The 22,137-nt window shown below is 62.8% G+C and carries 15 protein-coding genes, 5 tRNA genes and 2 rRNA genes (1 of these 22 only partly in view); all 22 read left to right on the top strand.

Features of this window, described 5'->3' with window-relative positions:
- Window positions 1–2,178: ribosomal RNA gene (locus V6X73_RS02915) — 23S ribosomal RNA — on the top strand; it begins 712 nt to the left of the window's first position.
- Between the two features lie 95 nt (window positions 2,179–2,273).
- Window positions 2,274–2,390 (top strand): 5S ribosomal RNA (gene rrf, locus V6X73_RS02910).
- Window positions 2,391–2,469: 79 nt separating this feature from the next.
- Window positions 2,470–3,276: a biotin--[acetyl-CoA-carboxylase] ligase gene (locus tag V6X73_RS02905; RefSeq protein ID WP_367957823.1), complete on the top strand. Its 807-nt coding sequence runs from the start codon at window positions 2,470–2,472 to the stop codon at window positions 3,274–3,276.
- On the top strand, window positions 3,273–4,019 hold the full coding sequence (locus V6X73_RS02900; protein WP_367957824.1) for a type III pantothenate kinase: 747 nt from the start codon (window positions 3,273–3,275) through the stop codon (window positions 4,017–4,019). Before V6X73_RS02905 ends, V6X73_RS02900 begins: the two co-directional genes overlap by 4 nt.
- Window positions 4,020–4,068: 49 nt before the next feature.
- Window positions 4,069–4,144, top strand: a tRNA-Thr gene (locus tag V6X73_RS02895).
- Between the two features lie 71 nt (window positions 4,145–4,215).
- Window positions 4,216–4,300, top strand: a tRNA-Tyr gene (locus tag V6X73_RS02890).
- A 69-nt stretch (window positions 4,301–4,369) separates the two neighbouring features.
- Window positions 4,370–4,443 (top strand) — tRNA-Gly (locus V6X73_RS02885).
- Between the two features lie 9 nt (window positions 4,444–4,452).
- A tRNA-Thr gene (locus V6X73_RS02880) sits at window positions 4,453–4,527 on the top strand.
- A 34-nt stretch (window positions 4,528–4,561) separates the two neighbouring features.
- Window positions 4,562–5,752 carry an elongation factor Tu gene (tuf, locus tag V6X73_RS02875; RefSeq protein WP_367957825.1) on the top strand — a complete coding sequence of 397 codons (1,191 nt, stop codon included), beginning with the start codon at window positions 4,562–4,564 and terminating at the stop codon, window positions 5,750–5,752.
- A gap of 101 nt (window positions 5,753–5,853) precedes the next feature.
- Window positions 5,854–5,929, top strand: a tRNA-Trp gene (locus tag V6X73_RS02870).
- Window positions 5,930–5,960: 31 nt separating this feature from the next.
- Window positions 5,961–6,338 carry a preprotein translocase subunit SecE gene (gene secE, locus V6X73_RS02865; RefSeq protein WP_367957826.1) on the top strand — a complete coding sequence of 126 codons (378 nt, stop codon included), beginning with the start codon at window positions 5,961–5,963 and terminating at the stop codon, window positions 6,336–6,338.
- Between the two features lie 6 nt (window positions 6,339–6,344).
- Complete coding sequence (gene nusG, locus V6X73_RS02860; protein ID WP_367957827.1) at window positions 6,345–6,878, top strand: transcription termination/antitermination protein NusG; 534 nt, start codon at window positions 6,345–6,347, stop codon at window positions 6,876–6,878.
- 73 nt (window positions 6,879–6,951) lie between these two features.
- Window positions 6,952–7,383, top strand: a complete 432-nt coding sequence (gene rplK / locus V6X73_RS02855) for a 50S ribosomal protein L11 (protein ID WP_367957828.1) — start codon at window positions 6,952–6,954, stop codon at window positions 7,381–7,383.
- Between the two features lie 3 nt (window positions 7,384–7,386).
- Window positions 7,387–8,079: a 50S ribosomal protein L1 gene (gene rplA, locus V6X73_RS02850; RefSeq protein WP_367957829.1), complete on the top strand. Its 693-nt coding sequence runs from the start codon at window positions 7,387–7,389 to the stop codon at window positions 8,077–8,079.
- Window positions 8,080–8,302: 223 nt separating this feature from the next.
- On the top strand, window positions 8,303–8,824 hold the full coding sequence (rplJ, locus tag V6X73_RS02845) for a 50S ribosomal protein L10 (RefSeq protein ID WP_367957830.1): 522 nt from the start codon (window positions 8,303–8,305) through the stop codon (window positions 8,822–8,824).
- Between the two features lie 64 nt (window positions 8,825–8,888).
- Complete coding sequence (gene rplL, locus V6X73_RS02840) at window positions 8,889–9,269, top strand: 50S ribosomal protein L7/L12 (protein ID WP_367957831.1); 381 nt, start codon at window positions 8,889–8,891, stop codon at window positions 9,267–9,269.
- Between the two features lie 205 nt (window positions 9,270–9,474).
- Window positions 9,475–13,542: a DNA-directed RNA polymerase subunit beta gene (gene rpoB, locus V6X73_RS02835; protein ID WP_367957832.1), complete on the top strand. Its 4,068-nt coding sequence runs from the start codon at window positions 9,475–9,477 to the stop codon at window positions 13,540–13,542.
- A gap of 13 nt (window positions 13,543–13,555) precedes the next feature.
- The gene (gene rpoC, locus V6X73_RS02830; protein ID WP_367957833.1) at window positions 13,556–17,803 is read left to right on the top strand and encodes a DNA-directed RNA polymerase subunit beta'; all 4,248 of its coding nucleotides are present in this window, start codon (window positions 13,556–13,558) and stop codon (window positions 17,801–17,803) included.
- A 111-nt stretch (window positions 17,804–17,914) separates the two neighbouring features.
- Window positions 17,915–18,289, top strand: coding sequence for a 30S ribosomal protein S12 (gene rpsL, locus V6X73_RS02825; protein ID WP_367957834.1), 375 nt, complete (start codon window positions 17,915–17,917; stop codon window positions 18,287–18,289).
- A gap of 14 nt (window positions 18,290–18,303) precedes the next feature.
- A complete protein-coding gene (gene rpsG, locus V6X73_RS02820; protein WP_367957835.1) occupies window positions 18,304–18,774 on the top strand; it encodes a 30S ribosomal protein S7 in 471 nt (156 codons plus the stop codon).
- A gap of 22 nt (window positions 18,775–18,796) precedes the next feature.
- On the top strand, window positions 18,797–20,890 hold the full coding sequence (gene fusA / locus V6X73_RS02815; RefSeq protein WP_367957836.1) for an elongation factor G: 2,094 nt from the start codon (window positions 18,797–18,799) through the stop codon (window positions 20,888–20,890).
- Between the two features lie 50 nt (window positions 20,891–20,940).
- A complete protein-coding gene (gene tuf / locus V6X73_RS02810; protein WP_367957825.1) occupies window positions 20,941–22,131 on the top strand; it encodes an elongation factor Tu in 1,191 nt (396 codons plus the stop codon).
- Window positions 22,132–22,137 lie beyond the last annotated feature (6 nt).

Here is a 22,137-nt window from a genome sequence, read left to right as displayed (position 1 = left end):
AGGCGCGAACCCACTAACGTTGAAAAGTTAGGGGATGAGCTGTGGATCGGAGTGAAAGGCTAAACAAGCCCGGAGATAGCTGGTTCTCCCCGAAAGCTATTTAGGTAGCGCCTCGTGTCTCACTCTCGGGGGTAGAGCACTGTTTCGGCTAGGGGGCTCCCAGGAGCTTACCAAACCGATGCAAACTCCGAATACCGAGAAGTGCAATCACGGGAGACAGACAGCGGGTGATAACGTTCGTTGTCAAGAGGGAAACAACCCAGACCGCCAGCTAAGGTCCCAAAATCATGGCTAAGTGGCAAACGATGTGGGAAGGCAGAGACAGCCAGGAGGTTGGCTTAGAAGCAGCCACCCTTTAAAGAAAGCGTAATAGCTCACTGGTCGAGTCGGCCTGCGCGGAAGATTCAACGGGGCTAAGTCATGTACCGAAGCTGCGGACGCAAGCTTGCTTGCGTGGTAGGGGAGCGTTCCGTACGTCAGTGAAGGCGGACCCGAGAGGGCCGCTGGAGATATCGGAAGTGCGAATGCTGACATGAGTAACGATAAAGGCGGTGAAAAACCGCCTCGCCGAAAGCCCAAGGTTTCCTGCGCAACGCTAATCGGCGCAGGGTTAGTCGGCCCCTAAGACGAGGGCGAAAGCCGTAGTCGATGGGAAACAGGTTAATATTCCTGTACCGCACACAACTGCGATGGGGGGACGGAGTAGGCTAGATGATCCGGGTGACGGATATCCCGGTTTAAGCGTGTAGGGAGTGTGTTTAGGCAAATCCGGACACACAATCCTGAGACGCGACGACGAGTGCCCACGGGCGCGAAGTCATTGATGCCATGCTTCCTGGAAAAGCCTCTAAGCTTCAGGTTGTGCGCGACCGTACCGTAAACCAACACAGGTAGGCAGGGTGAGAATCCCAAGGCGCTTGAGAGAACTCGGGTGAAGGAACTAGGCAAAATGGTACCGTAACTTCGGGAGAAGGTACGCCTGTATTAGGTGAAGCTCTTCGCGAGCGGAGCCGAGGCAGGCCGCAGTGACCAGGGGGCTGCGACTGTTTACTAAAAACACAGCACTCTGCTAACTCGTAAGAGGATGTATAGGGTGTGACGCCTGCCCGGTGCCGGAAGGTTAAGTGATGGGGTTAGCTCTTCGGAGCGAAGCTCTTGATCGAAGCCCCGGTAAACGGCGGCCGTAACTATAACGGTCCTAAGGTAGCGAAATTCCTTGTCGGGTAAGTTCCGACCTGCACGAATGGCGTAACGATGGCCCCGCTGTCTCCACCCGAGACTCAGTGAAATTGAAATCGCTGTGAAGATGCAGCGTTCCCGCGGCAAGACGGAAAGACCCCGTGAACCTTTACTACAGCTTCACACTGGACTTTGAATATGCTTGTGCAGGATAGGTAGGAGGCTTTGAAACCGGAGCGCCAGCTCGGGTGGAGCCATCCTTGAGATACTACCCTTGCATGTTTGAGGTTCTAACCTAGGCCCGTTATCCGGGTCAGGAACAGTGTGTGGTGGGTAGTTTGACTGGGGCGGTCTCCTCCCAAAGAGTAACGGAGGAGTGCGAAGGTACCCTCGGCGCGGTCGGAAATCGCGCTATGAGTATAAAAGCACAAGGGTGCCTGACTGCGAGACTGACAAGTCGAGCAGGGGCGAAAGCCGGCTTTAGTGATCCGGTGGTTCTGTATGGAAGGGCCATCGCTCAACGGATAAAAGGTACTCCGGGGATAACAGGCTGATTCCTCCCAAGAGTCCACATCGACGGAGGAGTTTGGCACCTCGATGTCGGCTCATCACATCCTGGGGCTGTAGCAGGTCCCAAGGGTATGGCTGTTCGCCATTTAAAGTGGTACGCGAGCTGGGTTTAGAACGTCGTGAGACAGTTCGGTCCCTATCTGCCGTGGGCGTCGGAGATTTGAGAGGATCTGCTCCTAGTACGAGAGGACCGGAGTGGACGAACCTCTGGTGTTCCGGTTGTCACGCCAGTGGCACTGCCGGGTAGCTACGTTCGGAAGGGATAACCGCTGAAAGCATCTAAGCGGGAAGTCCACCTCAAGATAAGATCTCCCCGAGGACTTGATCCTCCTGAAGGGCCGTGGAAGACGACCACGTTGATAGGCTGGGTGTGGAAGCGCAGTAATGCGTGAAGCTAACCAGTACTAATTGCCCGTGAGGCTTGGCCATATAACCCCAAGGGGGCTGTATGGCATCGGTTTGCATGCCAACGACAACGTTCCTGAAGCCGCCGGCGTGGTAAGCGCCGTCGGTTAACCGGTTTGCCTGGCGAGAATAGCGCGCGGGAACCACCCGACCCCATTCCGAACTCGGAAGTGAAACCGCGCAGCGCCGATGATAGTGCCGCCCCGCTGTGGTGCGAAAGTAGGTCATCGCCAGGTTCTTACACCCAAACCCCCGCGTTCTTCGGAGCGCGGGGGTTTTCTTTTATCTGCCCGCCGAACGCCGGATAATCCCCCAATGACGATGAATCCTCGATCGATCGCCGAGCAACTCGGGCCCCCGTGGGCCCATGTGGCGATCGAGTGCCTTGACCGGGTGGACAGCACCAGTGCGTGGCTGGCGCGGACCGAGTTAAAGCGCCCCACGCTGGTGGCCGCCAACGAGCAGACTCAGGGCCGTGGCCGGCGCGGACGCCCCTGGACGTCCCCACCGGGCGGTCTCTATGTGAGCGTGGGCTGGCAGATCCTGCCGGGCACATTGATCCCGCCCGCTCTGCCGTTGGTCGTGGGGATGGCTCTCTGTGACGGGCTGGAGGCATTGGGGATCACGGGGCCTGCGCTCAAATGGCCCAACGATCTTCTTGTCAACGGCGCCAAACTTGCCGGCATCCTCGTCGAAAACGTCGATAAAGCGACAGAAGGGCGAACCCTTGTGATCGGGATCGGCCTCAATCTCCAGACACCGTCGGAGACCGCAGACCTTCCTGAGGACCGCCATGCCATCGGGCTCGAGGATATCGCCGTCGTCCCGCCGCGCGAGCGCCTGGTTGCCGTCGCGGCAAAAGCGGCCCTGGAGGCCGGGGCCCTGGCGCCGGCCGCCGTCTCGGCCCGTTTGGCCGAGCAATGGCCGGTGCGGGATGCGCTCACCGGACGGGTGTGCACAATCGAGCACGCCAGCGGTGAAACCTGTCAGGGTGTCGTGCAAGGCGTCACCGACGAGGGCGCCCTTCGGCTGGAAACATCAGATGGCCTGCGCATCTTCTGGAGCGGTGAGTGCCGCGTGCGAGGCGGCTGGCCGCAGAATGAGAGCGAGGAGCGTTCATGAGCGAATTGTTAATCGATGTCGGGAACAGCCGAACCAAGTGGATTCTGGCCGAGGGTGGCCATGTCCGCGGCGCGGCCCGTGCCGTGGGTCATGACAATCCCACGGGCCTGTTCGAGGAATGGGGCGGGCTCCGATCACTCCCGCAGCGCGTTCGTGGGGTCCGTGTCGGCGGCGGCGAAGCGGTGGCCGCGATCGAGCGATGGGTCGCGGACCATTGGGGCATCACGCCGCGATGGATCGACACACCGGCGCTCGGCGGTGGCATACGTCTCGCCTATGATGACCCTGCCCAGCTCGGCGCCGATCGCTGGCTCGCCATGGTGGGCGCGCGGGCGGCCAATTACCTGCCCGCCTGTATCGTTGATTGCGGCAGTGCGATCACGCTGGATGGGGTGGACAGCCAGGGCCGGCATCAGGGCGGGATGATCCTCCCGGGGCTCGCGGCCCAGCAGGCGGGTCTTGCCAGCGTCGCGCCGAGCCTGCCCACCGCGGAGCTCGCCACGAAAACGCCGTTTCTCACCACCAACACCCGTGATGCGCTTGCCAGCGGTCATCTGCATGGCACGGCCATGGCGCTCCAGGGCCTCATCCGCCGCTGCGTGGCCGAGTCCGCCGAGCGCCTGACCCCGCTGTTGACAGGCGGTGATGCGACCCTTCTGGCTCGTTACCTCGACATGGATGTTCGTCTTCGCCCGGACCTCGTCCTCGAAGGTCTGGCCGCCGTGGACGTCCCCACCGGTTGAATTGCCTTTGAAGGTCCAGCACAGGTACCCTTTGACGTCCTGCAACAACGCTGGCGTAGCTCAGTTGGTAGAGCAGCTGATTTGTAATCAGCCGGTCGGGGGTTCGAATCCTCTCGCCAGCTCCAATCTCGATGGCAGCCACGGGCCCACCCTTGACGATGTCCCGTCAACGCAGCAAACTTACCGGCTTGTTTTTGGAGGGTTACCCAAGCGGTCAACGGGGGCAGACTGTAAATCTGCTGGCTTAGCCTTCGGAGGTTCGAATCCTCCACCCTCCACCAGGATTGAGGCGGTGATGGCCGGGCGAAGGCCCGCCCGTCACGCAGCCCGCGAACAGCGGGCGCGGGCATGCGGGTGTAGTTCAATGGTAGAACCTCAGCCTTCCAAGCTGATGATGTGGGTTCGATTCCCATCACCCGCTCCAAGGCAAAAGGCCCATGTAGCTCAGGGGTAGAGCACTCCCTTGGTAAGGGAGAGGCCGGCGGTTCAAATCCGCCCATGGGCTCCAGTTATTCACGACGAAGTGCAGGGGGAACACCACCGTGTCCAAGGAGAAGTTTGAGCGCACGAAGCCGCATGTGAACGTCGGCACGATTGGTCATGTTGACCATGGTAAGACGACGCTGACGGCGGCGATGACGAAGGTGCTGGCGTCTGAGTACGGTGGTGTGGCGCAGGATTTCAGTCAGATTGACAATGCGCCGGAGGAGCGTGAGCGGGGCATTACGATTGCCACCGCGCATGTGGAGTATGAGACGGACAAGCGTCACTATGCGCATGTGGACTGCCCGGGTCATGCCGACTATGTGAAGAACATGATCACCGGTGCCGCGCAGATGGACGGGGCGATTCTGGTGGTCTCGGCGGCGGACGGTCCGATGCCGCAGACGCGTGAGCACATTCTGCTGGCCCGTCAGGTGGGGGTGCCCTCGATTGTGGTGTTCCTGAACAAGGCGGACATGGTGGACGATGCCGAGCTGCTTGAGCTTGTGGAGATGGAGGTTCGCGAGCTGCTGTCGAGCTATGACTTCCCGGGGGATGATATTCCGATTCAGACCGGCTCGGCGCTGAAGGCGCTCGAGGGGGATACCTCGGAGATGGGCTCGCAGGCGATTGTGGGTCTGGTGCAGTCGATGGACGAGTACATTCCCGAGCCCGAGCGTGCGGTGGACGGGGCGTTTTTGATGCCCATCGAGGATGTGTTCTCGATCTCTGGCCGCGGCACGGTGGTGACCGGTCGTGTGGAGCGCGGCATTGTGAAGACCGGCGAAGAGGTGGAGATCGTTGGCATCAACGACACCACCAAGACGGTGGTCACGGGTGTGGAGATGTTCCGCAAGCTGCTCGATGAGGGGCGTGCGGGGGATAACATCGGTGCGCTTTTGCGTGGCACCAAGCGTGATGAGGTCGAGCGGGGTCAGGTGCTTTGCAAGCCTGGTTCGATCACGCCGCACACCAAGTTCGAGTGCGAGGTCTATGTCCTTGGCAAGGACGAGGGGGGTCGTCACACGCCGTTTTTTGATGGCTACCGGCCGCAGTTCTACTTCCGCACCACGGATGTTACCGGTGCCTGTGACCTGCCCTCGGGCACGGAGATGGTGATGCCCGGAGACAATGTGCAGATGACGGTCTCGCTGATTGCGCCGATCGCCATGGAAGAGGGGCTGCGCTTTGCGGTGCGCGAAGGCGGCCGCACCGTCGGCGCCGGCGTCGTCTCGAAGATCCTCGAGTAATCCCCGACCCATACGCGGTACCAGGACGCGGGGCTTCCATTGCCCCGCGTCTTTGCGTAGACTGCCGGGCTCGCCGTTTGACGGCCGGTCCGGCGGGGAATAGGCCAGTAGCTCAATTGGCAGAGCAACGGTCTCCAAAACCGTAGGTTGGGGGTTCGAGTCCCTCCTGGCCTGCCATTAAGCCGGCCACCAACAGCGTTACGGGTTCATGAGCGCAAACGAACAGGTCACAACCACCACCACCGACAAGGCCAAGCTGGCGCTGGCCGCCGGGACGTTCCTGGCCGGGGTCGTGGGCTTTTATCTGCTCGAGGGGCAGTCTGATCTGATCCGCGTGATTGGCATGGTGGCGGTGGCGGCGTTGGCGATTGCCATTGCCATGACCAGCCAGCCCGGCCGCAACGCCTGGGCGTTCGCCCAGGAGGCCCGTCAGGAGCTGCGGCGCGTCGTCTGGCCGACCCGGCAGGAGTCATTGCAAACCACACTGATCGTGTTGGTGATGGTGTTCATCGTGGCCATTCTGCTGTGGTTGATGGATATGTTTTTCATGTGGGGCGTCGGCGCCCTGGTACGCCCTGGAGGCTGATCACTCATGACGAAGCGCTGGTACGTGGTCCATGCGTATTCCGGTTTTGAGAACCAGGTCAAAAAGGCGCTGGAAGAGCGCGTTGCGCGTGCCGGCATGGAAGATGAGTTTGGCGAGATCCTCGTGCCCACTGAAGAAGTGGTGGAGATGAAAGAGGGTCAGCAAAAGCGCAGCGAGCGCAAGTTTTTTCCCGGTTATGTCCTGGTGCAGATGGACATGACCGATGACTCCTGGCACCTGGTCAAGGACGTACCCCGGGTGATGGGGTTCATCGGGGCCTCGCGGGGGCGGCCGACGCCCATCTCGGATGCCGAGGCCGATCAGATCCTCAACCGGGTGCAGGAGGGGGTCGAGAAGCCCCGTCCCAAGGTGTTGTTCGAGGTGGGCGAAGTCGTTCGCGTCACCGACGGACCGTTCAACGACTTCAACGGCGTGGTCGAAGAGGTCAACTACGAGAAAAGCCGGCTGCGTGTGGCCGTGCTGATCTTTGGTCGCTCCACACCGGTGGAGCTCGATTTCAGTCAGGTCGAGAAGGCCTAACGGCGGCGTCGGGCCGTCCGGGGAGCCAGGGTGAGAGTCCCTGGCGTTACCACCCACATCAGGAGTCCACTAGATGGCAAAGAAAGTCGAAGCCTATATCAAGCTGCAGGTCCCGGCCGGGGCCGCCAATCCCAGCCCGCCGGTGGGGCCGGCGCTGGGTCAGCATGGCCTGAACATCATGGAGTTCTGCAAGGCGTTCAACGCCCAGACCCAGGAGATGGAAAACGGCCTGCCCATTCCGGTGGTCATCACGGTCTACTCGGACCGCAGCTTTACCTTCATCACCAAAACGCCACCGGCGGCGGTGCTGCTGAAAAAGGCGGCCGGGCTGAAATCCGGCAGTGGCACGCCCAATACGCACAAGGTGGGCAGCGTCAATCGCGAGCAGCTCGAGGAGATCGCCAAGACCAAGTGGCCCGATCTCAACGCCGCTGATATGGATGCGGCGGTGAAAACCATCGCCGGTTCTGCCCGCAGCATGGGCCTCGAAGTGGAGGGGGTGTAAGCCATGGCCAAGCTGACCAAACGCCAGAAGGTGTTCGCCGAGAAGATCGACAGCGAGCGCCTCTACCCCGCTGAAGAGGCTTTTGCCCTGCTCAAGGCGCTCTCCACCGCCCGGTTCACCGAGTCGGTGGATGTGGCGGTGAACCTCGGCATCGACCCCCGCAAGGGCGATCAGATGGTGCGCGGTTCCACCGTGCTGCCCAACGGCACGGGCAAGACCGTGCGCGTGGCGGTGTTCGCTCAGGGCGCCAATGCCGAAGCGGCCCAGGCCGCCGGCGCCGATGCCGTGGGTATGGACGATCTGGCCGAGCGGATGCAGGGCGGCGAGCTCGACTATGACGTGGTCATCGCAAGCCCCGACGCCATGGGCGTGGTGGGCAAGCTCGGTCGGGTGCTGGGCCCGCGTGGCCTGATGCCCAACCCGCGGGTGGGGACGGTGACCGCCGAGGTGGGTGAAGCCGTGAACAATGCCAAGGCCGGTCAGGTGCGCTATCGCGCCGACAAGGGCGGGCTGATCCACTGCAGCCTGGGCAAGGCCGATTTCGAGCCCGGGGCGCTGGTGGAGAACCTGCAGGCGCTGATCAGCGATCTGCAGAAGGTTAAGCCGGCATCCTCGAAGGGGGTTTACCTCAAACGCGCCACGGTCTCGACGACCATGGGGCCGGGGGTGCCAGTGGATCTGAGCGCGCTGGCCTAGGCCGGTACGCTCGGGAATCGGCCGCCCGCGGGCGGCCGAGGCTGTCGTCAAGACGGCCGTCAAAGACCGTTTGGTGCGGGCAACCGCCGAAAGGCCCTCGGGCCGCCAGCGGTAGACGGTGTGACCGGGACAGGACGGGTTTCCTGCGCGGGTTCACCGTTAGGGGGTGTGTCGGCTTTCGGGCCGCATACCGTGACCAACCGCCGTTCCAGGAGGCATTTGGATGGGCGTAAGTCTGGAACAGAAAAAGCGGATGGTGCAGGAAGTCGCCGAAGTAGCCAACGGAGCGCACTCTGCCCTGGCGGCAGAGTACCGTGGCCTGAGTGCCGGCGAGATGGACGCCCTGCGTGTGCAGGCCCGCGATGCGGGTGTCTATGTGCGTGTGGTCAAGAACAGCCTGGCCAAACGCGCCGTAGAAGGCACGGACTTTGAGTGCATGAGCGATGAGCTCGAGGGTCCGCTGCTGCTGGCATTCTCGCAGGAAGATCCGGGCTCGGCGGCCCGTGTTCTCAAAGGCTTTGCCAAAGAACACGAGCAGCTTGTGGTCAAGATGCTGGCCGTGGGCGGGGAGAAGTTCCCCGGCTCGGAAATCGACCGGCTTGCCACACTGCCGACCTACGATGAGGCGATCAGTCGCCTGATGGCGACCATGCAGGCGCCGGTGCAAAAGCTTGCCACCACCCTCAACGAGGTGCCGGGCAAGCTGGTGCGCACCGTCTCTGCGGTCAAGGACGCCAAACAGTAGGCCGCGACCTCCGTCACTGCCGTAACGCATTTTTATTGAACCGAATCAGCCAGGAGAAAAGACGATGGCCGTTTCCAAGGAAGATATTCTCGAGACCATCTCCAACATGAGCGTCATGGAGGTCGTCGACCTCATCGAGGCCATGGAAGAGAAGTTTGGTGTCACTGCCGCGGCCGCCGTGGCCGCCGCGCCGGCTGCCGCCGGTGGGGGCGAGGCCGAGGCTGCCGAAGAGCAGACCGAGTTCGACGTCATCCTCGCCGGCTTTGGCGACAACAAGGTGGGCGTCATCAAGGCCGTTCGCGGCGCCACCGGCCTGGGCCTCAAGGAGGCCAAGGAGCTTGTCGAGGGTGCCCCGGCACCGGTCAAGGAAGGCGCCAGCAAGGAAGAGGCCGACGAGCTGAAGTCCCAGCTCGAAGAGGCCGGCGCCACTGTCGAGCTCAAGTAAGGGCTCGGTGGCGGCGACGCCGCAAGCCGGCGTTGGCAGGGCTGGTGGCCGTTATGGCCACCGGCCTTTTGCCGTTTACACACAATGCATGGACGACCGGCGGAATCCCCGCCCCGGCCGGCATGTCCAAGTCTGCGGGGGTTTGCACGCGGCAAGCACCCGAAGCCTTGCACATGGCGGAACCCAACCTGGTTGAGGAACCTCGATGGCCTACTCTTACACTGAAAAGAAGCGCATCCGCAACGATTTCGGCAAGCAGCCGAACATTCTGGATGTCCCCTATCTGCTGGCCTCGCAGATCGAATCCTATCGGGATTTTCTGCAGCTCGATCATGACCCGGACAGCCGCGAGGCCAAGGGCCTGCATGCGGCCTTCGATTCGGTCTTTCCGATCGAGAGCTACTCCGGCAGCGCGCGGCTTGAGTACGTGCGCTACCGCATCGGCGAGCCGGCCTTCGACGTCAAGGAGTGTCAGCTCCGCGGGTTGACTTACGCCGCGCCGCTGCGGGTGCTGGTCCGTCTGGTCATCAATGACAAGGACACCCGCACGGTCAAGGACATCCGCGAGCAAGAGGTCTACATGGGCGAGATGCCGCTCATGACCCGCAATGGCACCTTTGTGGTCAATGGCACCGAGCGGGTGATTGTCCAGCAGCTGCATCGCTCGCCTGGAGTGTTCTTTGACCACGACAAGGGCAAGACCCACAGCTCGGGCAAGCTGCTGTTCTCGGCCCGGGTGATCCCCTACCGCGGGTCATGGCTCGATTTCGAGTTCGATCCCAAGGACGCCATCTATGTGCGCATCGACCGGCGCCGCAAGCTGCCGGCGACGGTGCTGTTGCGGGCGCTGGGGTATGACAACCAGCAGATCCTCGATCTTTTCTTCGAGAAAAACACCTTCACCCTGCGCAAAAAGGGTGCCGACCTGGAACTGGTCCCGGAGCGTCTGCGCGGCGAGACGGCGACCTTCGATATCAAAGACGGCGAGGGCAATGTCATCGTCGAGTCGGGCCGGCGCATCACCGCCCGACACATCCGTCAGATGGACAAGGCCGGGCTGAAAAAGCTGCAGGTGCCGGATGACTATCTAGTCGGCTGCATGCTGGGTGAAGACCTCATCGACAAATCCACCGGCGAGGTGCTCGCTGCCGCCAACACCGAGATGACCGAAGAGCTGATCGGCACGCTGCGTGAGGCCGGCATCAAGAAGTTCCAGACGCTTTTCATCAACGATCTGGACCAGGGGCCGTATATGTCCAACACCCTGGCCATTGATACCACCACCACGCAGCTCGAGGCGCTGGTGGAGATCTATCGGATGATGCGCCCGGGCGAGCCGCCGACCAAGGACGCGGCCGAGACGCTTTTCGCCAACCTGTTCTTCAGCGAGGACCGGTATGATCTCTCCGCCGTGGGGCGGATGAAGTTCAACCTCCGCGTCGGTGGCGAAGAGGTGGAAGGCAGCGGCGTTTTGAGCAACGACGACATCCTCGCCGTGCTCAACGAGCTCATCAACATCCGCAATGGCAAAGGCACGGTCGATGACATCGACCACCTGGGCAACCGTCGGGTGCGCTGTGTCGGCGAGATGGCCGAGAACAACTTCCGCGTCGGGCTGGTCCGTGTCGAGCGGGCCGTGCGCGAGCGCTTGAGCCTGGCGGAAAGCGAGGGGTTGATGCCCCAGGAGCTCATCAACGCCAAGCCTGTGGCGGCGGCGATGAAAGAGTTCTTCGGCTCCTCGCAGCTCTCGCAGTTCATGGACCAGAACAACCCCCTCTCCGAGGTGACCCACAAGCGCCGGGTCTCGGCGCTGGGCCCGGGCGGGCTGACCCGCGAGCGGGCCGGCTTCGAGGTGCGCGACGTCCATCCCACCCATTACGGCCGGGTCTGCCCCATTGAGACCCCCGAGGGGCCCAACATCGGGCTGATCAGTTCGCTGGCCTGCTATGCGCGATTGAATAGCTACGGTTTTCTCGAGACCCCCTATCGCCGGGTCGAGGACGGCCGGGTCACCGATCAGGTGGAGTATCTCTCGGCCATCGAGGAGAGCCGCTACATCATCGCCCAGGCCAACGCCCGGGTGGATGAGAACGGCCACCTGGTGGACTCGCTGATCTCCATCCGCCACCAGAACGAATTCGGCATGTCCTCGCCGGACAAGGTCCAGTACATGGACGTCTCGCCGAAGCAGATCGTCTCGGTGGCCGCTTCGATGGTGCCCTTCCTCGAGCATGATGACGCCAACCGGGCGCTCATGGGCTCGAACATGCAGCGCCAGGCCGTCCCGACACTGCGGGCCGAAAAGCCCCTGGTGGGGACCGGCATGGAGCGGGCCGTGGCCATCGACTCCGGGGTCACCGTGGTGGCCGACCGCGGCGGTGTGGTCGACCAGGTCGACGCCGCCCGGGTGGTGGTGCGGGTCAATGATGACGAGACCCAGGCCGGTGAGCCGGGTGTCGATATCTACAACCTGACCAAGTACACCCGCTCCAACCAGAACACCTGTCAGAACCAGAAGCCGCTGGTCCAGCCGGGGGATACCGTCGCCCGGGGCGATGTGCTGGCGGACGGGCCGTCCACGGACATGGGCGAGCTGGCGCTGGGGCAGAACATGCGTGTGGCGTTCATGCCCTGGAACGGCTACAACTTCGAGGACTCCATTCTCATTTCCGAGAAAGTGGTCGAAGAGGATCGCTACACGACGATCCACATCGAAGAGCTCACCGCCGTGGCGCGGGATACCAAGCTCGGCCCGGAAGAAATCACCGGGGATATCCCCAATGTGGGCGAGAGCGCGCTCTCCAAACTGGATGAGTCGGGCATCGTCTATGTCGGCGCCGAGGTCAAGGCCGGCGACATCCTGGTGGGCAAGGTCACGCCCAAGGGCGAGACCCAGCTCACCCCCGAGGAAAAACTCCTGCGGGCGATCTTTGGCGAGAAGGCCTCGGATGTGAAGGACAGCTCGCAGCGGGTGCCTTCGGGCATGGACGGCACCGTGGTGGACGTCCAGGTCTTCACCCGGGATGGGGTCGAGAAGGACGCCCGGGCGCTTTCCATCGAGGCCGATGCCTTGGCCGACGTCAAAAAGGATCTGGACGATCAGTACCGGATCTTCGAGGACGACGCCTTTGCCCGGCTCGAGCAGGCGCTCATCGGCCAGGTCGCCGAGGGCGGTCCGGACAAGCTCAAGGCCGGCAGCAAGATTACCGCCGAGTATCTGCAGGGCGTGGATCGGCAACGCTGGTTCGAGATCCGGTTGCGCGACGAGGCGGCCATGAACCAGCTCGAAGCGGTCCAGGCCCAGCTCAAGGCCCAGCGCGAAGCCTTTGACGAGCGCTTTGAGGAGAAAAAGGCCAAGATCACCGCCGGTGACGATCTGGCACCGGGTGTGCTCAAGATGGTCAAGGTGTATCTGGCCGTCAAACGCCGCATCCAGGCCGGTGACAAGCTCGCCGGCCGCCACGGCAACAAGGGCGTGATCTCGCGGGTGGTGCCCGTCGAGGACATGCCCTATTCCGCCGATGGCGAGCCCATCGATGTGGTCCTCTCGCCGCTGGGTGTGCCATCTCGCATGAACGTCGGCCAGGTCCTCGAAGTGCATCTGGGCTGGGCGGCCAAGGGGCTGGGGCGGCGCATCGCCGAGATGCTCGATGCCCAGCACAAGGTCGCCGAGCTGCGGGACTTTCTGGCCAAGGTCTACAACTCCAGCGGCAAGCAGGAGGCACTGGATAGCTTGAGCGACCAGGAGGTCATCGAGCTCTGCGAGAACCTGCGCGAGGGTGTGCCGATGGCCACGCCGGTCTTTGACGGCGCCAACGAGGACGAAATCAAAAACATGCTTCGTCTGGCGGGACTGCCCGAGACCGGCCAGGCCCAGCTCTGGGACGGCCGCACCGGCGATGCCTTCGATCGGCCGGTGACCGTGGGCTATATGCACATCCTCAAGCTCAACCACCTGGTGGATGACAAGGTGCACGCCCGCTCCACCGGGCCTTACAGCCTGGTCACCCAGCAGCCGTTGGGCGGCAAGGCGCAGTTTGGCGGCCAGCGCTTCGGCGAAATGGAGGTCTGGGCCCTTCAGGCCTACGGCGCCGCCTACACGCTGCAGGAAATGCTCACGGTCAAGTCCGACGACGTGGCCGGGCGCACCAAGATGTACAAGAACATCGTCGACGGCGAGCACCAGATGGAAGCGGGCATGCCCGAATCCTTCAACGTGCTGGTCAAGGAGATTCGCTCCCTCGGTATTGATATCGAGCTCGAGCAGGACTGAACGGGTAGCCGATATGAGAGACCTACTGAATCTGTTCAAGCAGCCGGGCGCGCAGCTCGACGATTTCGACGCCATCCGTATCGGACTGGCTTCTCCGGAGAAGATCCGGTCGTGGTCGTTTGGCGAGGTGAAAAAGCCCGAGACCATTAACTACCGCACCTTCAAGCCGGAGCGGGACGGGCTTTTCTGCGCCAAGATCTTTGGCCCGGTCAAGGACTATGAGTGCCTTTGCGGCAAGTACAAGCGCCTCAAGCACCGGGGTGTGGTCTGCGAGAAATGCGGTGTCGAAGTCACCCTGGCCAAGGTCCGGCGCGAGCGCATGGGCCACATCGAGCTGGCCAGCCCGGCGGCCCATATCTGGTTTCTGAAGTCGCTGCCCTCGCGCATCGGCCTTTTGATGGATATGACGCTGCGCGATATCGAGCGCATCCTCTACTTCGAGGCGTTCGTGGTCATCGAGCCCAACATGACCCCGCTCAAGAAGGGGCAGCTGCTCACCGACGACCAGTATCTGGACGCCATGGAGCAGTACGGTGACGAGTTCGATGCCCGCATGGGCGCCGAGGCGGTCTATCACCTGCTCAAGAACCTGGATCTGCAGGAAGAGACGGACAAGCTGCGCGAGCAGATGGACGCCACTAACTCCGAGACCAAGATCAAGCGGTTGTCCAAGCGGCTCAAGCTGGTGGAGTCATTCCTCGAGTCGGGTAACCGCCCCGAGTGGATGATCATGACCGTGCTGCCGGTGTTGCCGCCGGATCTGCGGCCACTGGTGCCGCTGGATGGTGGCCGGTTTGCCACCTCCGATCTCAACGATCTCTACCGGCGGGTGATCAACCGCAACAACCGCCTGCGCCGGCTGCTGGATCTCTCGGCACCGGACATCATCGTGCGCAACGAAAAGCGCATGCTGCAGGAGTCGGTGGACGCCATGCTCGATAATGGCCGTCGCGGGCGGGCGATTACCGGCACCAACAAGCGGCCGCTGAAATCGCTGGCGGACATGATCAAGGGCAAGCAGGGCCGTTTCCGGCAGAACCTGCTTGGCAAGCGTGTGGACTACTCGGGCCGCTCGGTCATCGTCGTGGGGCCGACGCTCAGGTTGCACCAGTGCGGCTTGCCCAAGCGCATGGCCCTGGAGCTTTTCAAGCCGTTCATCTTCTCGCGGCTGCAGCGGCTCGGGCTTTCCACCACCATCAAGGCGGCCAAGAAGATGGTCGAGCGCGAAACCCCCGAGGTGTGGGATATCCTCGAGGAGGTCATCCGCGAGCATCCGGTGATGCTCAACCGCGCGCCGACGCTCCACCGGCTGGGCATCCAGGCCTTCGAGCCGGTGCTCATTGAGGGCAAGGCCATTCAGCTGCATCCGCTGGTCTGCCCGGCGTTTAACGCCGACTTTGACGGTGACCAGATGGCCGTCCACGTGCCGCTGTCGCTGGAGGCCCAGCTCGAGGCGCGGTCGCTGATGATGGCGACCAACAACGTCCTCTCGCCGGCCTCCGGCGAGCCGATCATCGGTGCCTCGCAGGATGTGGTGCTGGGGCTTTACTACATGTCCCTGGCGCTGGAGGCCCAGCGCGGCGAGGGCATGCATTTTGCCGACCTCAACGAGGTGCATCGGGCCTATGAAAGCGGTTCGGTGGATCTTCAGGCCCGGGCCAGCGTGCGCATCCACGAGGTCATCGTGGATGATCAGGGCAACCGCAGCGAGGCCACCAAACGGTTCGAGACCACGGTGGGCCGGGCGCTGCTCTACGGCGCCGTCCCCGAGGGGCTGCCCTTCGAGCTCGTCGACCGGGACATGACCAAAAAGGCCATCTCCGAGGTCATCGACCAGTGCTACCGGCGCCTGGGGCTGAAAGCAACGGTCATCTTTGCCGACCAGCTGATGTATCTGGGTTTTCGCATGTCCACCCGGGCGGCGGTGTCCATTGGCATGGAAGACATGGTGGTGCCCGGCGAGAAGGAGACCATCCTCACCGAGGCCGAGTCCGAGGTGAAGGACATCGAGGATCAGTACGCCTCGGGGCTTGTCACCAACGGCGAGCGCTACAACAAGGTAGTCGACATCTGGTCGCGGACCAACGATGAAGTGGCCACGGCCATGATGGATAAGCTCGGCAAGGAGACGGTGACCGACCGGGAAGGCAACGAGGTGGTGCAGAAGTCCACCAACTCCATCTTCATGATGGCCGACTCCGGCGCCCGTGGCTCGGCGGCGCAGATCCGTCAGCTCGCCGGCATGCGGGGGCTGATGGCCAAGCCGGACGGCTCGATCATCGAGACGCCGATTACCGCCAACTTCCGTGAAGGGTTGAACGTGCTGCAGTACTTCATCTCCACCCACGGGGCCCGTAAAGGTCTGGCGGATACGGCGCTGAAGACGGCCAACTCCGGTTATCTGACCCGTCGTCTGGTGGATGTCTCGCAGGATCTGGTGGTCACTACCGATGATTGCGGAACCCACCGCGGCCTGCGCATGACGCCGCTCATCGAAGGCGGCGATGTGGTCGAGGCCCTGGGCGAGCGGGTGCTCGGCCGGGTGGTCGCTCAGGACGTGGTGCGTCCCGGCACCGGCGAGGTCCTCGTCGAGCAGGGGACCTTGCTGGATGAGCGACTGATCGAAGGCATCGAAAGCGAGGGCGTCGACGAGATCTGGGTGCGCTCGCCGATTACCTGCGAGACCCGCCACGGCGTGTGCTCGGCCTGCTACGGCCGTGACCTGGCCCGCGGTCATCGGGTCAGCGTGGGCGAGTCGGTGGGTGTGATCGCCGCCCAGTCCATTGGCGAGCCGGGGACCCAGCTCACCATGCGGACCTTCCATATCGGCGGCGCGGCCTCGCGGGCCGCGGCGGTTAGCAACGTCCAGGTCAAATCGGCGGGGACGGTGCGGCTGCACAACCTCAAGACCGTGGCCCATCACTCGGGCAACCTGGTGGCGGTGTCGCGGTCTGGTGAAATCACCGTGATCGACGAGGCCGGCCGCGAGCGCGAGCGCTACAAGGTGCCCTACGGGGCGACCATCGCGGTGGCCGATGACGAGGCGGTGGAAGCCGGCCAGATCGTCGCCAACTGGGATCCGCACACCCACCCGATCATCACCGAGGTCAAGGGCCGGCTTAAGTTCTACGACTTTGTCGAGGGCGTGACGGTCAACCGCGAGACCGATGAGGTGACCGGGCTGAGCAGCCTGGTGGTGACCGATCCCAAGAGCCGCGGCAACGGCGAGCATGTCCGCGAGAACACCGGCGAGAAGGTCGCTTACAAGGACCTGCGGCCGATGGTCAAGCTGGTAGACGAGAAGGGCAACGACCTCAATCTGGCGGGCACCGATATCCCGGCGCATTATTCGCTGCCGGCGGGGGCCATCGTCAGTGTCGAGGACAACGCCGAGGTGGATGTGGGGGATGTCATCGCCCGGATTCCGCAGGAGTCGTCCAAGACCCGTGACATCACCGGCGGTCTGCCCCGGGTGGCGGATCTGTTCGAGGCCCGCAAGCCCAAGGAGCCGGCCATCCTGGCCGAGGTCTCCGGCACCGTGTCGTTTGGCAAGGACACCAAGGGCAAGCAGCGGCTGGTGATCACCACCACCGATGGCGAGCACTACGAGGAGCTCATCCCCAAGTGGCGTAACGTCACAGTGTTCGAGGGCGAGCATGTCGAGAAGGGCGAGGTCATCGCCGATGGCGAACCCAACCCCCATGACATCCTCCGGCTGCTTGGCATCACCGAGTTGGCGGCCTACATGGTCAAGGAAATCCAGGATGTCTACCGGCTGCAGGGTGTGAAGATCAACGACAAGCACATCGAGGTGATTTCGCGGCAGATGTTGCGCAAGGTCGAAATCCGCGATCCCGGCGATACCCGCTATCTGCGCGGCGAACAGGCGGACTGGGCCCGGGTCGAGGAAGAGAACGAGCTGCTCGTCGAGCAGGGCAAGGCGCCGGCGCGGTGGGAGCCCCAGCTGTTGGGCATCACCAAGGCATCGCTGGCGACCGACTCGTTCATCTCGGCGGCGTCGTTCCAGGAGACCACCCGTGTGTTGACCGAGGCGGCCACCCGTGGCGCCAAGGACGATCTGCGTGGGCTCAAGGAAAACGTCATCGTGGGTCGTCTGATCCCGGCGGGGACCGGCTATGCCTACCACCAGGATCGCCAGCGCCAGCGGCGCGAAGCCCCGGCGCCGATGATCCCCATGGCACCGCAGTTCGGGCTCAACGCCACCGCGGCGCCGGACCCGGCGGATCTGCCGGAAACCTAACGGGGATGGGGCGTTTGGTTGACACCCTTATGCCCCCATCCTAAACTGCTCGGCCCTCGTCAGGCCGGAGAACCCGGCCTGACGTCTGTTTAAGGACTGGAGTCAAACTCTATGGCCACGATCAACCAGCTGGTGCGCAAGCCTCGCAAGCGCCCGCACGAGAAAAGCAATGTGCCGGCGCTCGAGGCCTGTCCGCAGCGCCGCGGCGTTTGCGCCCGCGTCTACACCACAACGCCCAAAAAGCCGAACTCGGCGCTGCGTAAGGTCGCCCGTGTGCGGCTGACCAACGGTTATGAGGTCTCGAGCTACATCGGGGGCGAGGGCCATAACCTGCAGGAGCATTCCGTGGTGCTGATCCGCGGAGGCCGTGTTAAGGACTTGCCCGGTGTCCGCTACCACGTGGTGCGTGGGTCGCTGGATACCGCCGGCGTCAGCAATCGCCGCCAGGGCCGTTCCAAGTACGGCGCCAAGCGGCCCAAGGGATAAGCGGGTAGACGACAATGCCAAGAAGAAGAGAAGTCCCCAAGCGCAAGGTGCTCGCGGATCCGAAATACGACAGCGAGATGCTCACCCGCTTTGTGAACATGATCATGCGCGATGGCAAACGGGCCGTCGCCGAGAAGATCGTCTACGGTGCCCTGGACCGGATCGCCGAGAAAAACGCCGGCGACCCCATGGAAGTCCTGGAGACCGCGCTCGAGAACGTCCGGCCGGTGGTCGAGGTCAAGTCCCGCCGGGTGGGTGGTGCGACCTATCAGGTGCCGGTCGAGGTGCGCCCGCAGCGGCGTAATACGCTGGGCATGCGCTGGGTGATCGAAGCCGCCCGCAAGCGCAGCGAGGCCACCATGGGCAACCGACTCGGCAACGAACTGCTCGAGGCCGCCGAAGGCCGGGGCAGCGCCGTGAAAAAGCGCGAAGACACGCATCGTATGGCAGAGGCCAACAAGGCCTTTTCGCACTTCCGCTGGTAATAACCGCTTAGGGGTATACGTTTTGGCACGCAAGACACCGATCGAGCGCTACCGCAACATTGGCATCATGGCCCACATTGATGCCGGCAAGACGACAGTTACGGAGCGCATCCTGTTCTACACCGGTATCTCCCACAAGATGGGCGAGGTCCATGAGGGCGCCGCCGTCATGGACTGGATGGAGCAGGAGCAGGAGCGTGGCATTACGATCACCTCCGCTGCGACCACCACCTTCTGGCGCGGCATGGACCAGCAGTACCCGGAGACCCGGGTGAACATCATCGACACCCCGGGGCACGTTGACTTCACCATCGAGGTCGAGCGGTCGCTGCGGGTGCTCGACGGCGCCGTCTGCGTACTTGATGCCAACGCGGGTGTCGAGCCCCAGACCGAGACGGTCTGGCGTCAGGCCAACCGTTATGGCGTGCCGCGCATGGTCTTCGTCAACAAAATGGACAAAATGGGCGCGGACTTCTTCCGCTGTGTGGACATGGTCAAAGAGCGGCTGGGTTGTAACGCCGTGCCGGTCCAGCTGCCCATCGGTGCCGAGGATCAGTTTGCCGGGGTGGTCGATCTGATCCGCCAGAAGGCCATCTACTGGAACGAAAAGGACATGGGGGCCACCTACGATGAGGTGGATATCCCCGATGAGCTCGCCGATCAAGCGGCCAGCTATCGCGAGGCGCTGATCGAGGCCGCCGCCGAGGCCAGCGAAGCGCTCATGGACAAGTACATCGGCGGTGAAGAGCTCACCGTTGAAGAGATCAACCACGGGCTTCGGGTGCAGACCATCGCCAACGATGTCGTGCCGGTGCTCTGCGGCTCGGCGTTCAAGAACAAGGGCGTGCAGGCGATGCTCGATGCCGTGGTCGAGTACATGCCTTCGCCGGTGGATGTGCCGGCCATCGAGGGCGAGCTCGAGGACGGCAGCACGGCCACGCGCGGGCCGGATGATGACGAGCCCTTCGCGGCGCTGGCCTTCAAGATCGCCACCGACCCCTATGTAGGGACGCTGACCTTCTTCCGGGTCTACTCCGGCGTGGTCAAGTCAGGGGATACGGTCTTCAACCCGGTCAAGGGCAAGAAAGAGCGGCTCGGGCGCATCGTGCAGATGCACTCCAAGGAGCGCAAAGAGATCGACGAAGTCCGCGCCGGCGATATCGCCGCGGCGATCGGGCTCAAGGATGTCACCACCGGTGACACCATTTGCGATAACAGCAACAAGGTCACCCTCGAGCGCATGGAGTTCCCGGACCCGGTGATCTCGGTGGCCGTCGAGCCCAAGACCAAGAGCGACCAGGAGAAAATGGGCATTGCGCTGCAGAAGCTGGCGCAGGAGGACCCGTCGTTTCAGGTGCGCACCGATGAAGAGTCCGGCCAGACCATCATCTCGGGCATGGGCGAGCTTCATCTCGAGATCATCGTCGACCGGCTCAAGCGCGAGTTCAAGGTCGAGGCCAACGTGGGTCAGCCCCAGGTGGCCTACCGCGAGGCGATCCGCAAGCCGGTCGAGGTCGAAGGCAAGTTTGTCCGTCAGTCCGGGGGCCGTGGCCAGTACGGTCATGTCTGGATTCGCATGCGGCCGCGGGAGCGCGGCGAGGGTTACGAGTTCAACAACAAGATTGTTGGCGGTGTGGTGCCCAAGGAATATATCCCCTCGGTGGATAAGGGCATTCAGGAGCAGATGGAAAACGGCGTGCTTGCCGGCTTTCCGGTGGTCGACCTCGAAGTCGAGCTCTTCGACGGCTCCTACCACGATGTGGATTCCTCGGAGATGGCATTCAAGATCGCCGGCTCGATGGCCTTCAAGGATGGATTCATGCAGGGCGATCCGGTGCTGCTCGAGCCCATCATGAAGGTCGAGATCGTCACCCCCGAGGAGTTCATGGGGGATGTCATGGGTGACGTCAACCGGCGTCGCGGGACGGTCGCCGGCATGGAAGACGGCCCCGCCGGCAAGATCATCCGCGCCGAAGTCCCGCTGAAGGAAATGTTCGGGTATGCTACCGATCTGCGGTCGGCCACCCAGGGGCGCGCGGCTTACACCATGTTCTTCGATGGGTATGCCGAGGCACCGGCGAGCATCGCCGACGAGGTCATTAAGAAGGCCGGCTGATTCGTTTGCCGGGCATTGGTTTTTGGTATTTGACGGGTAAGAGGTGAATCGTGTCCAAGGAGAAGTTTGAGCGCACGAAGCCGCATGTGAACGTCGGCACGATTGGTCATGTTGACCATGGTAAGACGACGCTGACGGCGGCGATGACGAAGGTGCTGGCGTCTGAGTACGGTGGTGTGGCGCAGGATTTCAGTCAGATTGACAATGCGCCGGAGGAGCGTGAGCGGGGCATTACGATTGCCACCGCGCATGTGGAGTATGAGACGGACAAGCGTCACTATGCGCATGTGGACTGCCCGGGTCATGCCGACTATGTGAAGAACATGATCACCGGTGCCGCGCAGATGGACGGGGCGATTCTGGTGGTCTCGGCGGCGGACGGTCCGATGCCGCAGACGCGTGAGCACATTCTGCTGGCCCGTCAGGTGGGGGTGCCCTCGATTGTGGTGTTCCTGAACAAGGCGGACATGGTGGACGATGCCGAGCTGCTTGAGCTTGTGGAGATGGAGGTTCGCGAGCTGCTGTCGAGCTATGACTTCCCGGGGGATGATATTCCGATTCAGACCGGCTCGGCGCTGAAGGCGCTCGAGGGGGATACCTCGGAGATGGGCTCGCAGGCGATTGTGGGTCTGGTGCAGTCGATGGACGAGTACATTCCCGAGCCCGAGCGTGCGGTGGACGGGGCGTTTTTGATGCCCATCGAGGATGTGTTCTCGATCTCTGGCCGCGGCACGGTGGTGACCGGTCGTGTGGAGCGCGGCATTGTGAAGACCGGCGAAGAGGTGGAGATCGTTGGCATCAACGACACCACCAAGACGGTGGTCACGGGTGTGGAGATGTTCCGCAAGCTGCTCGATGAGGGGCGTGCGGGGGATAACATCGGTGCGCTTTTGCGTGGCACCAAGCGTGATGAGGTCGAGCGGGGTCAGGTGCTTTGCAAGCCTGGTTCGATCACGCCGCACACCAAGTTCGAGTGCGAGGTCTATGTCCTTGGCAAGGACGAGGGGGGTCGTCACACGCCGTTTTTTGATGGCTACCGGCCGCAGTTCTACTTCCGCACCACGGATGTTACCGGTGCCTGTGACCTGCCCTCGGGCACGGAGATGGTGATGCCCGGAGACAATGTGCAGATGACGGTCTCGCTGATTGCGCCGATCGCCATGGAAGAGGGGCTGCGCTTTGCGGTGCGCGAAGGTGGCCGCACCGTCGGCGCCGGCGTCGTCTCGAAGATCCTCGAGTAATCGGGA

It is taken from the genome of Spiribacter pallidus (assembly GCF_040838495.1).
GTDB classification, from domain to species: Bacteria; Pseudomonadota; Gammaproteobacteria; order Nitrococcales; family Nitrococcaceae; genus Spiribacter; species Spiribacter pallidus.
The sequence above is the reverse complement of the archived record's forward strand: the minus strand, read 5'-3'. Positions and strand labels throughout refer to the sequence as shown.